This is a genomic window from Klebsiella sp. RHBSTW-00215, from assembly GCF_014103785.1.
Lineage (GTDB): Bacteria > Pseudomonadota > Gammaproteobacteria > Enterobacterales > Enterobacteriaceae > Klebsiella.
In genome coordinates this window covers 3,607,184-3,626,324 of sequence record NZ_JABXQS010000001.1, presented here as the reverse complement: position 1 = coordinate 3,626,324, position 19,141 = coordinate 3,607,184, and the positions used below count along the sequence as shown (strand labels likewise).

General features: G+C 51.5%; 28 protein-coding genes. 3 read left to right on the top strand and 25 right to left on the bottom strand.

The window, feature by feature from the left end; all coding sequences use genetic code 11:
* Nucleotides 1-30 precede the first annotated feature (30 nt).
* The 15 genes from HV127_RS17270 to HV127_RS17200 form a co-directional block, all read right to left on the bottom strand.
* Complete coding sequence (locus tag HV127_RS17270; RefSeq protein WP_182237508.1) at nucleotides 31-309, bottom strand: phage tail assembly protein; 279 nt, start codon at nucleotides 307-309, stop codon at nucleotides 31-33.
* 3 nt (nucleotides 310-312) lie between these two features.
* Entirely contained in the window at nucleotides 313-681 is a 369-nt protein-coding gene (locus tag HV127_RS17265) for a phage tail tube protein (RefSeq protein WP_182237506.1), read from the bottom strand.
* A 3-nt stretch (nucleotides 682-684) separates the two neighbouring features.
* Entirely contained in the window at nucleotides 685-2,202 is a 1,518-nt protein-coding gene (locus HV127_RS17260; RefSeq protein WP_182237504.1) for a phage tail sheath subtilisin-like domain-containing protein, read from the bottom strand.
* Nucleotides 2,203-2,382, bottom strand: a complete 180-nt coding sequence (locus HV127_RS17255; protein ID WP_025713564.1) for a DUF2635 domain-containing protein — start codon at nucleotides 2,380-2,382, stop codon at nucleotides 2,203-2,205.
* A gap of 3 nt (nucleotides 2,383-2,385) precedes the next feature.
* Nucleotides 2,386-2,931, bottom strand: a complete 546-nt coding sequence (locus HV127_RS17250; protein ID WP_148852991.1) for an ATP-binding protein — start codon at nucleotides 2,929-2,931, stop codon at nucleotides 2,386-2,388.
* The gene (locus HV127_RS17245; protein ID WP_182237502.1) at nucleotides 2,928-3,290 is read right to left on the bottom strand and encodes a hypothetical protein; all 363 of its coding nucleotides are present in this window, start codon (nucleotides 3,288-3,290) and stop codon (nucleotides 2,928-2,930) included. Before HV127_RS17245 ends, HV127_RS17250 begins: the two co-directional genes overlap by 4 nt.
* Nucleotides 3,291-3,295: 5 nt before the next feature.
* Nucleotides 3,296-3,664, bottom strand: a complete 369-nt coding sequence (locus HV127_RS17240) for a hypothetical protein (protein ID WP_182237500.1) — start codon at nucleotides 3,662-3,664, stop codon at nucleotides 3,296-3,298.
* 1 nt (nucleotide 3,665) lies between these two features.
* The gene (locus tag HV127_RS17235; protein ID WP_182237498.1) at nucleotides 3,666-4,715 is read right to left on the bottom strand and encodes a major capsid protein; all 1,050 of its coding nucleotides are present in this window, start codon (nucleotides 4,713-4,715) and stop codon (nucleotides 3,666-3,668) included.
* A gap of 98 nt (nucleotides 4,716-4,813) precedes the next feature.
* A complete protein-coding gene (locus HV127_RS17230) occupies nucleotides 4,814-5,218 on the bottom strand; it encodes a head decoration protein (RefSeq protein WP_182237496.1) in 405 nt (134 codons plus the stop codon).
* Entirely contained in the window at nucleotides 5,218-5,796 is a 579-nt protein-coding gene (locus tag HV127_RS17225) for a hypothetical protein (protein ID WP_182237494.1), read from the bottom strand. The genes HV127_RS17230 and HV127_RS17225 overlap by 1 nt, the downstream gene beginning before the upstream one ends.
* Nucleotide 5,797: 1 nt before the next feature.
* On the bottom strand, nucleotides 5,798-6,667 hold the full coding sequence (locus tag HV127_RS17220; RefSeq protein ID WP_136071012.1) for a S49 family peptidase: 870 nt from the start codon (nucleotides 6,665-6,667) through the stop codon (nucleotides 5,798-5,800).
* Nucleotides 6,664-8,301, bottom strand: coding sequence for a phage portal protein (locus HV127_RS17215; protein WP_182237492.1), 1,638 nt, complete (start codon nucleotides 8,299-8,301; stop codon nucleotides 6,664-6,666). Before HV127_RS17215 ends, HV127_RS17220 begins: the two co-directional genes overlap by 4 nt.
* The gene (gene gpW, locus HV127_RS17210) at nucleotides 8,301-8,528 is read right to left on the bottom strand and encodes a gpW family head-tail joining protein (RefSeq protein ID WP_306673487.1); all 228 of its coding nucleotides are present in this window, start codon (nucleotides 8,526-8,528) and stop codon (nucleotides 8,301-8,303) included. The genes HV127_RS17215 and gpW overlap by 1 nt, the downstream gene beginning before the upstream one ends.
* 41 nt (nucleotides 8,529-8,569) lie before the next feature.
* A complete protein-coding gene (locus HV127_RS17205; RefSeq protein ID WP_182237489.1) occupies nucleotides 8,570-10,693 on the bottom strand; it encodes a terminase gpA endonuclease subunit in 2,124 nt (707 codons plus the stop codon).
* Nucleotides 10,635-11,219 (bottom strand): hypothetical protein, encoded by a 585-nt coding sequence (locus HV127_RS17200; protein WP_182237487.1) that lies wholly within the window; start codon nucleotides 11,217-11,219, stop codon nucleotides 10,635-10,637. The genes HV127_RS17205 and HV127_RS17200 overlap by 59 nt, the downstream gene beginning before the upstream one ends.
* A 323-nt stretch (nucleotides 11,220-11,542) precedes the next feature.
* Here HV127_RS17200 and HV127_RS17195 point away from each other — a divergent pair, with 323 nt between their 5' ends.
* Nucleotides 11,543-11,815 carry a hypothetical protein gene (locus tag HV127_RS17195; protein WP_117254150.1) on the top strand — a complete coding sequence of 91 codons (273 nt, stop codon included), beginning with the start codon at nucleotides 11,543-11,545 and terminating at the stop codon, nucleotides 11,813-11,815.
* A 125-nt stretch (nucleotides 11,816-11,940) separates the two neighbouring features.
* Here HV127_RS17195 and HV127_RS17190 read toward each other — a convergent pair whose 3' ends face one another.
* From HV127_RS17190 to HV127_RS17145, 10 genes are all read right to left on the bottom strand, one after another.
* Nucleotides 11,941-12,579 (bottom strand): hypothetical protein, encoded by a 639-nt coding sequence (locus tag HV127_RS17190; protein ID WP_182237485.1) that lies wholly within the window; start codon nucleotides 12,577-12,579, stop codon nucleotides 11,941-11,943.
* A 53-nt stretch (nucleotides 12,580-12,632) separates the two neighbouring features.
* A complete protein-coding gene (locus HV127_RS17185; protein ID WP_142472155.1) occupies nucleotides 12,633-12,830 on the bottom strand; it encodes a hypothetical protein in 198 nt (65 codons plus the stop codon).
* A 12-nt stretch (nucleotides 12,831-12,842) separates the two neighbouring features.
* Nucleotides 12,843-13,022: a hypothetical protein gene (locus HV127_RS17180; RefSeq protein WP_182237483.1), complete on the bottom strand. Its 180-nt coding sequence runs from the start codon at nucleotides 13,020-13,022 to the stop codon at nucleotides 12,843-12,845.
* The gene (locus tag HV127_RS17175) at nucleotides 12,979-13,248 is read right to left on the bottom strand and encodes a hypothetical protein (protein WP_182237481.1); all 270 of its coding nucleotides are present in this window, start codon (nucleotides 13,246-13,248) and stop codon (nucleotides 12,979-12,981) included. The genes HV127_RS17180 and HV127_RS17175 overlap by 44 nt, the downstream gene beginning before the upstream one ends.
* Nucleotides 13,245-13,553 carry a hypothetical protein gene (locus HV127_RS17170; RefSeq protein WP_182237479.1) on the bottom strand — a complete coding sequence of 103 codons (309 nt, stop codon included), beginning with the start codon at nucleotides 13,551-13,553 and terminating at the stop codon, nucleotides 13,245-13,247. Before HV127_RS17170 ends, HV127_RS17175 begins: the two co-directional genes overlap by 4 nt.
* Before the next feature lies 1 nt (nucleotide 13,554).
* Nucleotides 13,555-14,187, bottom strand: a complete 633-nt coding sequence (locus HV127_RS17165; protein ID WP_182237477.1) for a glycoside hydrolase family 19 protein — start codon at nucleotides 14,185-14,187, stop codon at nucleotides 13,555-13,557.
* The gene (locus HV127_RS17160) at nucleotides 14,187-14,468 is read right to left on the bottom strand and encodes a phage holin family protein (RefSeq protein ID WP_017145564.1); all 282 of its coding nucleotides are present in this window, start codon (nucleotides 14,466-14,468) and stop codon (nucleotides 14,187-14,189) included. The genes HV127_RS17165 and HV127_RS17160 overlap by 1 nt, the downstream gene beginning before the upstream one ends.
* A complete protein-coding gene (locus HV127_RS17155) occupies nucleotides 14,455-14,850 on the bottom strand; it encodes a phage holin family protein (protein WP_182237475.1) in 396 nt (131 codons plus the stop codon). The genes HV127_RS17160 and HV127_RS17155 overlap by 14 nt, the downstream gene beginning before the upstream one ends.
* 977 nt (nucleotides 14,851-15,827) lie before the next feature.
* Nucleotides 15,828-16,706: a phage antirepressor N-terminal domain-containing protein gene (locus tag HV127_RS17150; protein WP_345944654.1), complete on the bottom strand. Its 879-nt coding sequence runs from the start codon at nucleotides 16,704-16,706 to the stop codon at nucleotides 15,828-15,830.
* Nucleotides 16,707-16,774: 68 nt separating this feature from the next.
* Nucleotides 16,775-16,936 carry an Arc family DNA-binding protein gene (locus HV127_RS17145; protein WP_100663623.1) on the bottom strand — a complete coding sequence of 54 codons (162 nt, stop codon included), beginning with the start codon at nucleotides 16,934-16,936 and terminating at the stop codon, nucleotides 16,775-16,777.
* An 83-nt stretch (nucleotides 16,937-17,019) separates the two neighbouring features.
* On the opposite strand from HV127_RS17145, the gene HV127_RS17140 reads away from it, so the two are divergent.
* Entirely contained in the window at nucleotides 17,020-17,352 is a 333-nt protein-coding gene (locus tag HV127_RS17140; protein ID WP_100663622.1) for an Arc family DNA-binding protein, read from the top strand.
* A gap of 36 nt (nucleotides 17,353-17,388) precedes the next feature.
* The gene (locus tag HV127_RS17135; RefSeq protein WP_100663621.1) at nucleotides 17,389-19,002 is read left to right on the top strand and encodes a DUF4041 domain-containing protein; all 1,614 of its coding nucleotides are present in this window, start codon (nucleotides 17,389-17,391) and stop codon (nucleotides 19,000-19,002) included.
* Nucleotides 19,003-19,141: the final 139 nt, after the last annotated feature.

Below are 19,141 nucleotides of genomic sequence, written 5' to 3'. Positions count from 1 at the left end.
TGACGTCCGCCGCCACCTCCTGCCACGCGGTCAGGGCTTCCAGTTCAAAAAACCGAGCAGATACTCCTTACACTTGCAGAAATCCACATAGTCCATCGGCGCCAGTACGCTTTCCCGGGTGTCTGCCACAAGGGCGATCAGCAAGCGCATTGCAGCAATCGAGGTGGAGGATTCCTGTTTTTCGTAGAACTTCTCAACCTGAGTCAGCGTGGGGGCCTGCAGCTCCAGTTGCTCATAACGTATTTTTTGCGCGGTATCGTCCAGGGGGACGGTCAGAATAATGGTCTTCGTACGTTCTAATTCTGCCATACATTAATTCTCCGTAACGTCGCGGCCTTCCCAGCGAACATCGAACACTGCATCTTCGCTTTCCACTTCCTGAACGTTTACCGTCCAGAGCGCGCGACCAATAATCGTTTTCCCGTTCGCCAGTTCGGCAATCACGTTAACGTTGGTCTGCCCGTTAAAACCCCGGATACTGGTGCCGCCGCTGTCACGCAGACGTGCTGAAATATACCCGGCAACCGGTTTTTCCTTATAACCATGAACACCATCCATACCCGTCAGCGTCGAGCGGTTAACAGTAGACGGCTGGTATTTAAAGGAACCCTCCACCATGACTGAAACACCGTCCACAGTGACGTAGGCGGTGCCAGCCAGGCGGTTTGAGGTATCAGCCATGATTTATGCTCCTGTATCTGTTGACTGCGCCTGCAGGCGGAACTGGTTAAGCAGCGCAAAAATGCGCAGCTGATTGATGAGCGTTCCCGGCCACAGCACGTCAACGCGGTTCGGATTGGACGCATTTTGTTCCACGATAATATTTTTCGCGAACGCTTCAGCATCCTGGGCATAACCGTTAAACACCAGTGTCTGGTATACGGCGATCTGGTCAGCTTTGATGATGTTGGGCGTGACAATCGGCTGGCCGGGTGCAAAACGGGTACCGTCGGCGGCCAGTTTCATACGCCCAAACTTGCTTGTCACTGCCGTGCGCAGATAGCGGGTCACGAACATCAGACTGAACAACGTTTCCACCTGCAGGTAGCTGTCGTCTTCATCGCCGTAACTGTTTTTCTGGTAGGTGGTGATGATGTTTTCCACGTTGACCGTTCCGTCGTCGGCGACGGTATACGTTGAAATGCCGCTGTACAGCAGGTTGTTACGCTCAGTGAGTTCGAAACGGTCCTGCAGATCAGGCGCCAGCACGCCATAAACTGGCAGGCTCTGCAGCGGACGGCCCGGATCATTACGCAGACTCGGGGCAATGGCGCCAGTCAGCGCGGCAGACCAGATATAACGAGGCGTTGGAGAGCGATAGACACCCAGCAGTGTTTCATGCTGGTTATTTCGGGCCTCACCTTTCGTACCCAACTCAGCATAGGTTCCCGATGTTGTTCCAAAGGCGTGCCCGTAGAGCTGCTTATCCCACGCCCAGCGGCCGGAAGCGTCGTTCAGGAACGCCTTCATGGCATCAAGAGAGGCCGTATCGTCGTAGGGATTGATGATGAAATCGAACGTTTTATCCTGCAGGTTGCCGAGGGCATCCACAAAATCCGGCGCGCCTGCGCCGCCCGTCATGGCTGTCACCGTCAACGTCAGACCAGTCGGCGTCACTTCACCACCCTGCGTCCCCAGATAGTTGAGGCGAATATCAATCCCGTTACCGAGGAGCCCCGCATTTTTAGCCGTCAGTTCAACCGTATCCGTCGCATCAGATTTTACGGCAGCGGTTACCGGGAGGTCGGTTTTTTTGGCGATAGCAGCCACCAGTGCCGCCGCAATTTGCGCCGGTGTATCGGTTGCCAGCACGGTGAGCTGCACGCGGATCCCCGCGAGGTAGAGAGAGATTACGCCCGTCTCTGACGCCTGTGACGCAACCTTAATACTCCCCTTCGCGGCCGTCATTGACCCGGAGTCGTCCGCCAGCGGCAGGATCCAGATTTCAGCGGACGTATCATTCTTCTGATAGGCCGTCATCATGCCATGCAACTGCGAGCCCTTGCCGGTCAGTTCACTAACACCATTGGCGGAGGAAACTTTAACGGGAATATTGACCTGCGTCGAACCAGCAGCCAGCATCTGGCCAATCAGCAATGTTCGTTGCGTCGCCGTCGCCGTATTGGCCATGGAGTTGTCGAACTCGACGTAAAACAACGGCGGCCGGAGGTTACCGGGTACGCGTGAAAACGGAACGGTCATTTAAGCGTCCTCTTTTTTAGCGGTGTTCTTCACACCTTTTTCCAGCACCAGGCTGACATCGCCATCCTTTAACCGGCGGCGCCAGAACGTATTATCCGGAACTTCCCCGCCCTCTTGGGGCAAAGGCTCTCCCCGGACGGGGCAGCGAACGCTAAGCCCGTCTTTTGGTTTTACAAACATTGATTACTCCTGCAGGTTAATACTGAGGCGCGGGCGCGGGGTGCCATCCGGCATTTCAACGGTGATATCGATCCCCTCCAGCGGAGGCGGGTTGATGGGATAAAAATCTTCCGGCCCCTGATAATGTTCGATATCGATTTCGAACAGCAGCTGGCCCAAATGCGCTTCCCCCTCGCCGTCAACATTAATCGTCGAACGGACTTCCGCGTACTTCTGGATTTTACGGGTGAGCTCGTAGCTGTTGATGACCGCCCTTTCCACCTGCTCGCGCAGGTCCTCCAGAGCCACCTCTGCCCGCATGGCGCCATCATCATCGGTTTCCCCGTCATATTCCTGTACGCGGCCAGTGATACGGACGGTGGTCACCGTGGTGAACGCCGGCGTATTCCGCCCCTGCGCCTTTTTATGGTCGAACGGGGTCTGAACCAGCAGCGCCGGATAGAGCGCTGCTGAGGTTGGCCAGTCCCGCGGCGAATAAACGCGGTCGCCGGCATCGGTGTGACCGGACAACGCCGTCACCACCATTTTGCGAATAGCTGATGCATTCATCGTGTTTTCACCACATTGAGAACAAGGCGGGATCCGCCATGACTGTCAGGCTCGACATTGGCCACCACGAATAACTGATTAATGACGTGGCCACCGACGGTTTTAATAAACACCCGGTCCGATACTTCAGGCTGAGGTTTACCCAACTGGCGGAACTCGGCATCACGCACACCGAGCATCGGACTGGACGTGTTAATCACTGAGTCGCCATCGAGGTTTTCAGCAGCCTGGGCATACCCACGGTCAAAAATGCCGTTAATCGTGAAAGGAGTAGTACCGTCTTTGGGACGGTACTCGTGTTCATCGCCGAAGACGCCATGTAGCGGACTCAACAGGTGTAAATCCCAGTCCACTCCCATCGCGCTTACTCCGTAGTAATTTTCACGCCACGCGCAGCAGATAACGCACGCTGCCGAAGAACCTGAACATCGGCGATCACACCTGCAGCCAGCAGACGTTCGGCGTCCTTACCGGAGACCGGAATACGCAGATTTTCGCGGTAAATCTCGCCGTCATGGCGAATGCAGTTCCCCTTCAGAACTACGTATTCAGGGGCAGCGGTTTCATCTTCATCGCTATCCGCATCCTCTACTGAATCACCGTCTTTTTCGTCATGCTGTTGGTTATCCTGAACGATGCCGCCTGCATTCAGATCGTCAACATTCAGGCCTTCTTCGGCGGTGCCTTCCGCATTCAGGTCATCCACCGACCCGGTTTTGGTTGTTTTAGCCATATCAGACCACCGTTGCGCAGAGGGATGCGTTCACCCGGCTCGGAATAACCAGCGGGGAGGACTGCATCAGGATGAGGCGTTGTGCTGGATTCTTTTCAACCCAGGACTTGGGTGCGTACGCCAGCGGGCCATAGTTGAACTCCGGATCCAGAATGACGCCAAAGGCGCGGGTCCCCATCAGGTCAGCGCCGCTCATAATGACAGCGCCATCCGGGATCATGGGTTTTTCAACATTATCCAGCGGGTCAATGTACCAGTCGTTATACAACCAGAGATCAAAGTTACCCCAGCGTCCTTTATAGACCGCACCTTTATTCACCTGAGCGCCAGCATTAACCTGGTTACCAAACGGACTTAGCGCAGGGAAAGTGATGGCGTTATCTTTGATGGTGGTATCCAGACGGAATGCCCGCCATGATTTGTTAGTGAAAACAAGGTCAGTTGGCACTGCACCTGAGTTCTTCAGGATGAGAGTCTGCCACTCTTCAATATCATCAGAGGGCTGGGTATTCGTTGCTCCGGCAGCGACAGACTGAGGCCATTTATCAGCGCCGCTCAAAGTAATCGTCAAATCTGAAGATCGCCCAAAGTTAACAACTTTGGTTTCATATCCTTCACCGGCGACAGTTACCGTACCAGATACCAGCGCGCTGGAGGCCATCCATTCCAGACGACGTTGAATCATGTCGATCTGGTCTGCCATTTCGAACTGCAGGTTGAGCATTTCACGCTCACCGGCAGTAAATTCACCGCCAATACGTTCACCAATCTGACGGCGAATAGGTTTGCGAAGGTCTGGCGCACGCAAATCCTTGATATAGGCAGGTTTAAAGGTATTAGTCTGGTATTTACGGCTTTCTACAATCTTGCCTTCTACCAGTGGAGAGACAAACGGCGCCATACGACGCAGACCAACATCAACGTCAATCGCCACCTCTTCGGTCTCATAAGTCACGACATTCGGGAAGAAGCGATCCAGTAACCAGTTCTGGCTGGTCATCAGGTTGGGTACTACCCCTACCAGCACACTGGTATCAAAAATATTGTCCATATTCAGTCTCTTTATAATGCCAGCTATGCGCTGGCAAAGATTGGAATGAGTCAGCCCCTGCCTTTTAAAGCATTGAATCAGGTGGCAAGAGGGTTAAATCAGGAAGCGGCTACAGGAGCCTGGATACTGTCTTTCAGGAAAATAGCCAGCGGACGTAGAGCAGCTTTCAATGCCGGAACGGTCCAGGAGTTATCAAAGATAATGTGGTTCTGGTTGAACTCGCCCATCAGGTACAGGCCGCCGTTCTGATCTGCAGTTAACGCATCAACATTATCAACCAGAATCGCCACCGGAGTTTCGCTACCATCGGTTGCCGTCTTCACACTCAGTTTATACTTCCCGCTGGCGGTGACCATCCCCAGTACCGTTCCGCGCTTATAGGTACCGCCGGTAATAATGCCGGAATCGGTAACCAGCTGGAGCGTGCCCGCAATAAGCTGGTCGGGTAAAAACAACGAGCTTTTCATACCCGGGGCGAACTGATTCTGACCAAACTGATCCATTATTTCTCTCCTTTAGTGGAGTTGTAGAGACTGGTCATTTTGCTCACCAGTGCCGATTTACCGCTGGCTGGTTTCCCTCCATCCTGCCCAAGCCGGACATCATGGCTTTCCTGCATACGCTGATCGAGAGAGCGCCCGCGCGTTGCCTGTGGTTGCGAGGCTGGCGCCGTGGATGCCAGAACATCGATAGCGGCGGAAGAGCTCATCCCGGTATTGAATGCGAGTGAAGCGGCCAGTGACGGATTTGCCGCGGCGTGCTTACTGCCGAAGATGCGGGCGCAACGTTTACGCTCAGCAATGCGGGCACTTTTAGCCGCTTTGCCTTCTTTGCGGTCGTCGTCATCGTCGGAATCATCCTCTTCGGAAGCATCCGGATCGTCGCCTTCATCTTCCGCATCGTCGTCGCGTTCGTCTTCTTCAGCGTCGTCGTCACGCTCATCGTCTTCCGCATCATCATCGCGCTCGTCTTCTTCCGCGCGACGCGCTTTCGCCTTTTTGGCCTTTTTATCCTCTTCCTCTTCGGATGCCGACGCGCCACGTCCGAGAAGGTGTGCAAAACTAAATGGTTTCTTTGCCATTTCAGGCTCCTGTTTTTTCGAGTAAATGTCTGAATGCAGCATCAGGCGTACACACCTCATCAGCCAGTCCAATTTCCACACCATCAGCAGCCATAAAACAGGCAGCCTGAGTACTTTTAATCACCTTCGCGCTAATCCCGCGATTCCTGGCGACGGTATTCACAAACAATTCCCCCATCGCGTTAATGTCCTGCTGGATGGCATTGAAGGCCTCTTCAGAGAGTTCCCGTAATGGCGAGCCTTCTGCTTTACGACTTCCGAAGGTAATGATCGTCACTTTCAGACCGTCGTCTTTAATTCGCTGCGTCCAGTCCAGATGCATGGTGATGACGCCGACTGAACCCACACCGCCGGTTCTGGGAACGGAAATACGGTCAGCTGCGCTGGCAATCGCATACGCTGCGGAATACGCATTTTCGGTCAGAATGGCATGGATGGGTTTCGTGCCCCGGGCGTTGTAGATTTCATCCACGAGATCAAAGCACCCGGCCACTTCACCGCCGGGCGAATCAATATCCAGGCAGATGCCGTTAACTTCCGGGTCGGCCAGCGCGGTCAGAAATGACTGGCGGATGCCGTCATAACCGGTCATGCCGCTATACGGCCTCAGGCATCCCAGCTTTTGAACCAGAGTGCCGCAAACCGGGATAACAGCAATCCCGCCTACGTTGTCGTATCCAGGATCACGCTTTGACTCCCGACTGCGGTTGCCGTCGTAGCCGTACCAGTCATCGTCTTCCATCGCCAGAGAGGATTCGATTCTGCTTATACCAAACCGGTCCATAACCGCGGCCATGATGACCTCGGCTTTATTTGGGTGAAGAGCCAGCGGCGTATTAAACAGCCGCTGAGCCAGATGGGGTAGATTCACTTTTCCTCCGGATCTTTGATTGTCTCGCTGGCGAACTGATCCGCCTGCGCCCAACTGGGTAATGGAAGGCCACGCTTCAGGCAGGATTCAATCTCCAACTGACGCTGATCAAGCACCTCCTCCCAGTCCTCACCGACGTTTTCCCCCACTTCAATTTCAAGCGTGGAAAGCCCTGCATCCAGACCCAGAATGGCGCCTTTTTTCTCAGCAACCGGGTCTACCCAGCCCCGTCCCGGCCCCATCCAGCGCGCGCGGGAATAGGCGGCACGGGCCTCGACAAAATCAGGCGCACCTGAAGGCAACGGCAGGTCTTCATTGTCGTGAACTTCCTCAACAAACGCCGTCAGAACAGGCTGCGCCGTCCCCATGGAAAAATCATCCCGTCGCCGTGTCAGTGTCTTCCAGGCTTCCAGTAAGGACGAACGAGCGGAGCTGTAGTTAACATCAGACCAGTCCTGTGTAACCTGTTGCGGAGAAAGCCCGGTACCGGACGAGAAATTACGCAGCACAGCGGATTCAAATACTTCAAAGTTGCTGTACGGCCGTGCGGCGTTAACCGTTGTGATTTTTTCACCGGGATAAAGAATCGGCATCCGGGCGCCGTTTTGCAGGGTCAGTCGGCGGTCATTGTGAAACTCCACACGGCCGTCCTGATAGGCTCCAAGACTGGTGTCGTCAAAGCTTTCCCCCATCGCAGCCTGAACCATTTCGGAATCGTACGGTGACTCGATATAGGCTGCAAAAATGGCATTCAAAATAGCGGCTTCCAGTTCGCTCTGGTCGTATTTCACTAGCATCTTCAGCCGCTGAATGACAGGTGTCAGGATGCCATTGCCACGGTGCTGGGCTCCCCGCTCATGATCGAAATCATGGACAACATGCGGACGTCCCCAGTTCGTTTCGCGGGGTATGCGTCGCCAGGTCATAGTTTTGGCGCCACTCCACCAGTCGCCGATATGCGCCTCGCGGATGTGATAAGCAACCGGTGCACCGTCCGCATCAATCTCCACGCCGCCGCGAATATTTGGCATGTCGAAATTCTGCTGTGGGTTACTTAGCCTGTCAGGATCGACGACCTGAACCGTGGTGGCATATCGTCCCCTGCCCCGTCCCAGCCGGTCAGGCCGGTACTGGAGTACCATCAGCGCGTCCCCGTCAATCAGCTTGTGGCGAAAGGCCAGGCGCAACATCTGAGGCACGGTTAATTTGCGTTCAACATCGCAGTACCTCCCTGTGTCGTACGCCCAGGTTCGCCAGTGCGCCTCCAGCGCTTTGCCGTACTCTTCTGCCCATGTTGAATCAAAGGCTTTATTACCGGTGACCATACGCAGCACCCGGTAATCGGGTTTCATGATGGGCCTGAAATTGGCACCGACAGCGTTATCCAGAAGGCGGGTAACAGCGCCATTCGCCCAACCATCGTTACGTACCAAATCTCGGGCACGCGAAACGATACGATCGCGATAGATGTTGATTTCATTGTCTGGCGACCATAGCGCCGGCTGCCAGTTCGCCAGCTGATCACTAAATGAATCGGCGGCGTCATAAGGTACCCGGCTGCCGCCCGTCAGCATACTGGGCCGCGGTGCGCGATACGGGGTACCATCCGGACCAAGTATTTGTACTTTATTCATCAGAATCGAAACCTCACTGGCTTACGTGGCCTCACGACAATACCCAGATACGCCTGTAGAAGCTGAATTAGCCCTAATAGTTCTGACAGTGTGGTTTGTTGATAGGACACGGAGCGTGTTCCGTCACCCTGTGTATAGGAAAACGAAACACCATGGCTCCCGGCTGCTAAGTCAACGTAAGCAGCCTGAGCTTTAGCCAGTGCTGCACGCGCCTGATCATCACTCATTCCAGCCAGCAGACTGGTGTTTCGGTTGAACATGGTTTTCCTTATTGCGGCAGGAGTTTAGAGATTTGCTTACGCTTAACTGGCGCGGGTTCTTCAATAACCGCGCCGGGCAACTCGTAGCTGATTTTTTCTTCTGGTACGGCAAGTGCCGGCAGGAACTTATCAGGATTAGCTTCAAGGTTTGAGGCCCGAACATTGAGCTTTAACCCCATATGTTTGAGCCCACACAGTGCGGCGTAGCTGTAGACCAGGCAGTCAAGCGCTTCGTTCGCCCTACCTGGTATCGGGTCCCAAATGCTGTAACGTTGGCCTGCAGTGACTTTATAAACAAGTCGTTCGGCCAACAGCTGGTTGAAATACCCCAAATCACGATCATCAGGAAAATGCATATAACCTGCAGCAGGCTTTCCTGGCTCGGGAGGTTCCAGATGTAATCTTCCGCGCACCACATCCTTGGCAGAGTTCACACCAATGATTATCGGACGGAAACTGGCTTTGCTTTTCGACGAAGGGCGCTTTGTCGGCCAGACCGGGTTACGCCTGCCACTTTGAGCAGACTCACCTTTGATCGCCCATACACGACGACCCAGGCGCTCTTTGGCAAACTCGTAGACTTTCTGGGTATGGTGCCCGCCGGAGTCCATGCATGTCGCCATGATGTTCAGACCTCGACCGTCACCCCGGCGCCAGATTTGCTTCAGGTACGCATCGAGACGCTTCCATGGTTCATCCGTTTCCAGATCGCCATAGATAACATCGTGAGAAACCGACCAGGATTCCTCATCGCGGCCCCACCCGGTGATGGTTATTTCGAAGCGGTCATCCTGCGTATCAACGCCTGCAGTTAACAACGCTACACCATCGGGAACAGAAGCCGGGAAGACTTCACGACGCGCCAGTAAGATATCAACCGGCAGTTGTTTTCCGTGGTTGGGTCTGTGTGGCAAACCCATCTGGGTATTCCACCAGGCTTGTTCTTTATCTGGATCCCCCTTCGCCTTGAGATATTTTCCCGCGATATCCGACGGTTTATCTTTCTGCCAGGGGCTAAACAGTTTTGAGGCCTGATAGCCGGCGTGGTGGTTGTCGACTGCCTCGTTGCCGCAATCCGGGCAAATCGCCCGGTAGACTGCATGCCGTGGTGATTCTGACCATTTCCAGACAGCATCCACGCTATTTTCATCATTCGCCCGCCAGACCTGATCGTACTCAAGCAACGGGGAGTGGCGTGAGCCACAGCACTCAAATGGCCGGGTCTGGTGCCAGCGAATGGTTTGTAACGCCCGGAGGCGCTCTCCTTCAGACCATCCTGCACCGCAGCACTCACAGTGGATCATGGCTGATTTTGTCAGGTGTTTATCACCCTCTTTCGGCCACTGAACGTGTTTGAAAAAATCCGGAAACTGCCGATGCCCGCAGTGCGGACAAACCACAGAGGCCCGGCGCTGATCAGATTCGGCATAGCTGTCGGCAATCCGGCTTTCGTCCTCAACGGTCGGCGAACAGGCGCGGACAGAAAGCCAGGTCAGGCCAAACGTTGCAGTTCGCTCCTCCGCCAGGGTGATCGGATCCCCCTCGCGGGTAATCGGGTATTTATCCACCTCATCCGCCAGCAGAACGCGGATAGGTCGGCGTGCCAGGTTATCCGGACTGCCGGCGCCAGCCAGCGCCAGAAATCCGCCGGTAAACGCTTTATAGAGGATGGTTTCTTTCGAACTCTTCTGTTTTGAGTCGCCGATGATTTTCCGTAGTACCGGCGTCACCCGCACCAGTGGGCTGATACGCTCTTTTGAAAACTGCTCTGCTGCCTCTTCTTTCGGCTGCAGGAGCAAAATCGGGCATGGGTCGAGGTGAGCGAAATAGCCGAACAGGTTTTCCAGCAATGCCGTTTTCATCAGCTGCGTGCAGCACATTACCGTAATGACATGCACGCCGGATTCGGTCGCCGCCAGCATCGGGCCACGGGCAATCTCTACGGTCGAGGTCTCCCAGTTACCGGAGGTGCTGCCCGCTTCTTTAGCCAGCTTTCGGTAATCATCCGCCCATTGCGGTACGCTGATACGCGGCGGCGGCATCCACCCCTTTCTGGCACTAAGCTGAAGTCGCTCAGTCTTCTGCCGGGTTAAATTCTGGTTCTCCGAGGACTGAGATATGTTTGTGGACATGTTCAATCAGCACCTCTGTCATCCTGTCCGCTGGCACGCCAAGATCAGCAGCCATCAACGGCGCCACTCTTGATGGCCAGTTGAGCCAGGCATCACGCTGTTGGCGAAAGGCGTTGAAAAGAACCTCCTCGGCTACGGTCATTTCAATGAGCTGACCATCTTTTTGCTGAAACTCTAATTTTGTCAGTAATGCTAAGTAGTTTTCTTTTACACGACGCGCTTCATCCAGCGATAACTCAGCCCCGTTCTCCAGGAGTAATTCCCTGGCAATACTTTCCAGTGACGGATCGCCCCCTTCATCCGCATTTTTATCTTTAGACGGTAACGGAATGGGATTCTTTTTAATGGGAACGACGGTATTGTCCTTACCCGTCCGGTTAATTGTTTTTCTGTATTTTTCAAGCTGGGCATTCGAGGCGCTAACATCAATGTCATCACCGGACATGATCAGCCATCCCCTGCTTTTCCACATCGTGACCGTTTTACGACTGACGCCGTGGAGCTTTGCAAAATCCGACTGGTTCATTGTTACCTCTGTGTTACCTGCACCTGTTACCCAAATCTGTTACCCATGAAGAAAGGTAACAACCCATGTAACAGATTTTTTTTGAGAAAGTTTTTTATAAACAGTGACAAACCAGAAGATGAAACAAAATGTAACTGTTACCTGTTACCCAAATTTGAAAACCTGTAGCTAGGAAAACACTGCGGCGCGCAATGCCCGTGCCTTACAAAAGTCTCAGGAAGGACCCATTTTTTGTAAGCGGATGATGAAAGCCCACATCGAGTCGGGTATTTTCAAGAGGCGCGCCACGAGCAGGTGGAGCGCTTCACTTAAAGGAAAAGATTATGACCAAAGAGCAACTCGATCTCATCGTAGCAATGCTTGCCGGACAACAAACGGCAACCGTGCATCTGTCGCTGCTGTTCGCTGAACAGGCTGGTATATCAAAGGGTTTGGTAGCCGATTCTTTTCGTCGAACGGCTGAGTTACTGGAGCAGGACGTAATGAACAGAGACACTATTGTTACAGTGCTGAACCAGATAGCAAAAGGTATTGACACTTCTACGACTGAGCACCAGAAAAATATCGAAGAGATAATTAAGAATGTCCTGCATTAATCAGTAAATGCATTAGTTCTCTCTGCGCTCTATTCAGCCACGCTGAATCAATCTTACATCCAACCGCAGAATTTGCAGATTCTGTGGTTTTCTTTTTCCTTTGTTTCGACATTTCATCACCTTGCTTATTTTGCTGTCCTGATCGCTTCTGCGATGGCACGGCTCAGCGCACCGGGCATCAATGCTTCCGCCATAGCCCGTGAGCGGTCCATGTACCCGAGCACTGGCGTTACGGGCAACGCATCGCCAAACCTCAGCAGCAGCTTAGGAGCGCGCTGTTTCCGCTTTGGTCGACGCGTACCATTTGCTGAGCGCTTAGCGCGTTTCTTTTTCGCCTTCATTGGTTTACGTCTTTGCCAAACAGCATCTACGCCATTGACCTCACCGACGAACACATTGGGCTTCGCTTTCAACTGCGACAGCTTATTGCGCGGCATGTTGCCGTACTTGTTCAGTTTGATGTTCTTCGGGTTGAGCAGTGCCTGGCTGTTCAGCTTATGCTCGCCGCCAAACTCGAATGGCTCCAGATACTCAGCGGCGATATCACGCACATAAACTTTCGCGCGGAGGTTATTCTTTCTGGCCCCCGATGAGCCCACAGCATTAACTGTGAAAGGCGTCGGCGATTCCAGCTTTCGTCCCAGCGCCACTTTTTGCGCTGCAGCGATATCCCTTACTACCGATGTCATAGCCTGCGCCGTAGCGAAAGGGATTTGCTTTTGCAACTGCTTTAGCTGCCGGGATAAATCCCTAATCGTTGCCATAAGATTCCTCCAGCATTATCGAAGCCACTCTGTAGAATGGCTCCTGTAATGCCCTACTCACACAGTTGCAAAACACCATGCTCAAGCGAATCAGAATAGGCAATCAAACCGTGATACTCCGGGATGGTGCTACCGTCTTCAGCTTCAAACTCAGGAATAGTGCCGGTAGTGATGGTGTATTGCGGTTGTCCGTCCTTTTTCGCAAAGTCGGCGAGGTCTTCAATCTGTTTAGCTGTTAGAACTACTGTCATACATTCCTCTCTTTACTGTTGCGGGCAGTTAGCCTGCACTGATTTGTTGTGCGCCAGAATGTCGCGCTTTGTCTGGCGGTCGAGAACATCGATATCGTGGTCAGTCAGGTAGATGATGCGCACCCAGCTGCAGGCAGTATCGATGACTTCAGGTTTTGCGGGTAAATCTTTCGCGCAGCTCGCGATCAACATCGTCATCAGGCATATGGCTAACAGTCTGCTGTACATTGCTGGCCTCTTTAGTTGCTTGCGCCTTCCGTTCTGCCACGGCGACGTTAGCGGCGGCGTTCTCTTTGGTTCGCTGCTGCTCGGCTTTGGCTTCCGCTTTGCTGGTTCCGCGTGTGTGGCCGATGCCGAACGCTCCAGCAATGGCGCCTAGGATGACAACCACCAGTCCGGCAATAATTTCTAAGCTCATCGTTCATCCCTTACTGATTGCGAAACTTTTCCAACCATCTGGCTATGCGCACCTACCTCAGAAATTCCAATACCGCTGATACCGATGTATTCCTGTCCGGTCTGCTTATCCTGAATGAGGTAGACACCTCGCCAGCTCCCATATGCAAGCTCATCACGAAATTCAGACATTTTTGTCACTCTGATGCGGTCAGCATCCGAAGAAAGTTGAGAGGAAACAACCATCGTTGATTTGGCTGGCTCTGGCCCGGAGTCACATGCTGAAAGAAGAAGAACCGAAATAACTACAAACAGTCTCAATTGCATGTCACACCACCAGTACGGCTTTTGCCTGATTGAAGCGGCGACGGCGGTCATCAAGACCGTTTTTACCGCCGTTGATGATGATCGTGATACGTTCAACATCGCCGGAATACACAAGGCATCCGCTGGTAGCAAAGAACCATGCAGCGGAGCGTGCGGCATTTTCGTCCTGCTCCAGCAGCTCAGGCTGGGTAACAAGGTCAAGCTTCAGCGCCTGTCCGCAGCTGCGATAGTTGCTCAAGCCCGTAACTTGTTTCAGGCCGCGACCGCGATATTTCCAGCCATCACCGGCAACCTGATTACCGAGATTCTTTTTTCCCCACTCGCCCCCATACACCAGATTCGCGATTGCTCGCTGATTAGCTGGTTGCGTTGCCGTTCTGCCGAGTGCGGCGGCCTGCTGGGCGGTGATACGGTGTTTACCGAACGTAGGCACAAGGCTATCTGCTGCATAGTTCAGATTTTCCACCAGCCGGGTAAAGCCTCCCGATTCATGCCCCATCTGGGCAATGAACATCGCCTGATCGAGTGGAGCTGTGATACCGAATTCTTTCATCGCAGCATCAATGTGGGGAAACCAGCGCGCAGCTAACCCGGCGCTGATACCGGCCGCCTTCTGGAATTGTGATTTATTCATCAGTGCCTCAGTGCATCAACCAGTCGCGCCACATTCCCCCTGAACCAGAGAACCGCGCCGCAGATAAGAATGTTCGCTAGTACCACCAGCCAGTGGGATGACTCGTACAAGCCAAACAGGAAACGGAAAGGGATGCTGGCATAAACCAGCACAGTGAAGTAAGCCATCAGCGATATCATGGGGCGGTGTCTTGAACCGTCGCGTCGGTAGAACATCAACGCAACAACAATTACAGCGCAGATCACCGCATTGATGATTGCGCTCGGATCACTTGTTACCATTGCTTGTCCCTCCTCCACGTAAGCGAGAGAGAATCCCAAACAGGCTACCCAGGTCCTGACTGTTTACGAAAGTCAGCAATTTAATGGCTATAGCTGCAACGATTACGGCGCCGAGTGCATCAAGCGGCCTGTCGTTGTAACCAGTCCACTTTGAGAAGTACGACCCCAGCAGAGGAGCACCAATCACACCGAATATGAATGAAGTGATGAAATAGCTCACCAGCTTTATGCGGCTAATATTCACCGCCGTTGCGACATAGAACACCGCACCAGCAAACGCACCAAATACCACGCCGTAATCAATACCAGTTGCCAGGCCGAATAGGCTGGCGCCGAACAGTCCACCAGCCGCTATCGTTGTGGCAGAAACAGGATCGGACATTTAGCCCCCTCTATTGCTGTGAGTCCTCTCAGTGCGAGGGGAAATTAGAAAGGCCGCCAGATGGATTAACGACAAAGCACAGAGTGAATGACGTTCTGGCGGCACAAATGAAAAAAGCCATGCAAATGCATGGCCTTGTGATTTGAATCCGTTATTTACAAAATGTATTCGAGACAGTATCTTTCGACTTCCGGACAAAAAAACATATACCGGGACAAAATCTAAATGTAACTGCCTTGCCTGCATGAAACCATGCGGGCTTTTTTTTTGCCCAAAGAAAAAGCCCACCGAAGTGGGCCTTACAGCTATCATCATTTTTTATTAGGTGTGGTGCCGGGTGCCTCCCGGTAAGTCGCCGCCAGTCCACAGACGACTCGCAATGCGCAAAAAAACATATCAGACTGGCAATGCCCCTCCGCATAGGGGGATTCACCACATTAACAATTTATTATCAAATTGTTTTGCAGTCAAATACCACTCTCATGCCATATGATTAAAGAGGTCATCCGTAAAAAAAAGCCTGCAGCGAGCAGGCGAAAGTATGTTTAGTACAAATAAATGTGAATGTTCGTGAAGCCGAATTGCTTCGGAAGACCGTTGGCTTGTCATACCGTGGTCTGCGGCCTTTTAACTCCATCTCTGGCTGACAACTTCCGCCCCGGTCTGGAGGTTGACCAGGTAACTTCACGGCAACTTTTTACCTTAAATTAACAAATATGGAACCTACCGTTTTTGGTTGGTTTAAGTTGCAATACGACGATGTGACAGGGGTACTGATGCAATGCATCTCGCGAATACCCCTGTCGTATCGCCGGAAAGCAAAAACCCCGCGCTGGCGGGGTTCTCGTTATATTCAAATTGTCGCTTTTTGTCGCTGCCGAGTGGCGCAGCTCTGCCAAGCATGAAGGAATTATCTAATTTTTAGACCTGAAATCAACTGATAATTGAAAAATAAGCACGATTTGCTAAATACGGTGTTATGCATTCTGGGTAGAGAGCCATTCTCTACGCCTTACCATGCACTTCTGGATGTACTCGGTCAGCTCTACGGCCGTAAGCTTCATCAGGTCTTCAGGGCGTGTCACCACGTATCCGCACCACCGCAACATTGAGGTGAATTCGTCCTTAGTGGCGCAGAATTGATTTGGGCCTATCAGCTGGCTTTCCACCACCTGATTTGCCTCAATCGTTTGCAGCAACTGGTAGCGTCCCGGCGCGGAAAGAGTAACTGATTTTTGTTGAGCGGGAATCAGTTCACCCTCAAGCGTTACGCGTGCAGCGATTGAAAGCGCTTCGGTGAACTGCTCTTCGCTGATTTCCTTATAGCTGCAACCAAAGTGAGATTTCAGCGACGACCACATCGTGATAATGGCTCGCGCCTGATTTTCCTTCGGTAACGCATGTCCACGAGTCAGAACTAACTGCTTTATAGCTTCTTGCTGATCGGCGGTGATTTTACCTGGTAGCGTTTTCACGGCTTTTCGAGGTTTTTTGATTTCGCCCTTCGTCCAGTATTCGTAAAGAACATCATCGCATTCTTCCTGGTACTGAATTACCTTTTCTCGGATTTCCTGGCGAACTTTGTTGGGGTTAATACTGGAAAGCCAAGCTGCAAACTTACGAAAAGCAAGGCATGTCATCGCTTGCTTACCACCAGCGGAAGGTATTTCGATTTCCGAAACACCTTTAGCAAACCTCTGTTTTAACTTAACAAACTGAGCAGCCCACACCATACCCATACCTTCAACGACTGGTTTCATCGGTACGTAAGGTTCATTGTTGAAGCTAACCATAAAAAGATTTGAGCCATGAAAAGGCACGTTGATTGTACGATCTGCTATTGCTAAACTTGTCATGTCAATATTCCTAGGTGGTTTGTTGATACCGAAGCCCTGACTATCGCAAGTAGTTGGGGCTTCAACTTTTAAGCAGTGCTCCGACCTTCTTTCTTCAGGCTTTCCATCACCCTCCGATAAATTTCTGAATTTGCTGAGCATCCATTTTCCTCCGCCACCCTCCTTATCAAGTCGAGATCTTTTTGCGGCCATCGCAGGTTAAACTGCGGTAGTTTACGTGCTCCTATCATCCCACCTCCGTTATATTACCGTGCTACCATTGAAAGCGTACTATCACCGTTCTACTATGTCAAAAAATTTATGAGGAGTAGGCATGGCCAGAACAGACCCGCAATTTAATGTGCGTATGCCAGCAAAGATAAAACAACAACTTACTGAGTTAGCTGCCGAAAACCATCGCTCAATCAACGCTGAAATAATTGCTGCGATTCAGCGCTGGTTAGAGATTCATAATAATAACAAGACTAGTCCCGTATCGATTCAAGCTGTAGCTGAGCGGGTAAAAGAACTTCAGTCCATGGTGGATGCAATAGCTTCAGTCTCGCTTACCTTTATTAATAAGCCAGAGCTTAATTCGCCCCCTTCGGATGAGGTGGCGCCAGGGAATCACATTCGCAAAAATAGCAACAAAACAGATAAAAAATAACATGCGCATCAAATAATTACTCATGGGGATAAGTTAATGGAATTAATGTATTACTCAATTATCGTGGCGGTATTGTTCATCGTTGTTCTAGGCATGCTCGTGGTTAGCATAATAAAATTAAAATCAGCTAAAGCTGATTCTGCTGAAAAGTCTGCTCGCCTTGAACGTTACGCAACAATTGCCGATGCTGAAGCCGAAGCAAATCGCATTGTGAGTATCGCCAAACAAGCCGCACAAGAGCTCGAAGCTGATTCACAGAGAATTTTGGATGAAGCGAAAGTTGAAGCGGCCAGTACAATAGTTGCCAGTAATGCTGATGCAAAATCTATTACCTTACGCGCAGAAGATCTTTTGTCTGATGCTCGCATTGCATCCAGGCGCATGAATGCCGAGGCGCTGGCCTCTGTAGAAACACAAAAAGCCAAACGCGCAGAAATTGAACAACAGATCGACGAACTACGCAACTCCTACCGCGAGAAAAAAATAACTTACGATGAATTGGAAGAAGCCCTGTCAATTTATAGAGATGATATGGAATTTGCCGACATGGGTTTCTATGCACCACACTTTGATTTTGATACTTCGACTAGTTTTCAGGATGCGATCAAAGCATGTCGTGATCGACAAAAAAACCTGCTGCGTGACAAAACTAAATTTGGTGCAATTCACTGCCCAACCGAATGGACGGTAGGTGGTTCCAAAAGTGAAGGTCGTAAAATGACCACTCGCGGAATTCAAATGACAGCCCGAGCATTCAATAGTGAATGTGATGCAGCTATTGCAAACTGCACATTCAAAAACGTGCATCAGATGGAGCAAAGAATCTATAAAGCATTCGATGCACTGAATAAGATGAATGAAGTTAACCAGATTTATATCAATCGCGCATTTTTAGATATGAAAATTGATGAACTACACCTTACCCATGAATATCGCCTGAGAAAACAAGAAGAACGCGAAGAGCAGCGAGAAATCCGCGCTCAGATGGCTGAGGAAAAACGAGCGCAAGCTGAAATCGAACGCGCACTTCGTGAAGCTGAGGAAGAAGAGCGTCGCGCCACAAAAGCCTTGGATAGAGCCCGTAAAGAAATGGAGTCGAAGCTAGCCCAAATGACTGCCGAGCAAGCTGCAAAGCACCAAGAAAAAGTTATGGAATTGGAAAATGCCCTCGAAGAGGCGTTACTAAAAGGTCAAAAAGCGCTTTCTATGGCTCAGCAAACTAAGCGCGGACACGTTTACATTATATCTAATATTGGTTCTTTTGGTGAGGATGTTTTCAAAATTGGTATGACGCGTCGCCTTGACCCACAAGATCGTGTAGATGAACTAGGTAGCGCCTCAGTGCCTTTTTTGTTTGATGTTCATGCGATGATCTTCAGCGAGGATGCCCCCTCTATGGAAAATAAACTTCATCAGCGCTTCAATGACCAACGCACTAACCTTATTAACAGACGTAAAGAGTTTTTCAATGTAAGTCTGAATGACATCAAAAATGCCGTTTTTGAGATCGCTGGTGATGATGTGGACTTCATCGAAACGGCCACAGCCCAGCATTATCATGAGACGAAAGCTATTCTCAAGCAAAGGGCGCAAACCATTTCATCTGTTACACAAGAAATTAAGCAGCCTAAATTTGCGGAAGTTATTTAGCCCTAGATTTAACCTTTGTCAGAAGATACTTCATGACCGGAAGCAAAATGATTTGGCGCGTGAGTTTGGACTATCTGTTTACTCATTATTTAAGTGATTTTTACCCGAAAGGCAGCTAACGTTACCTGCAAAGCCCCAT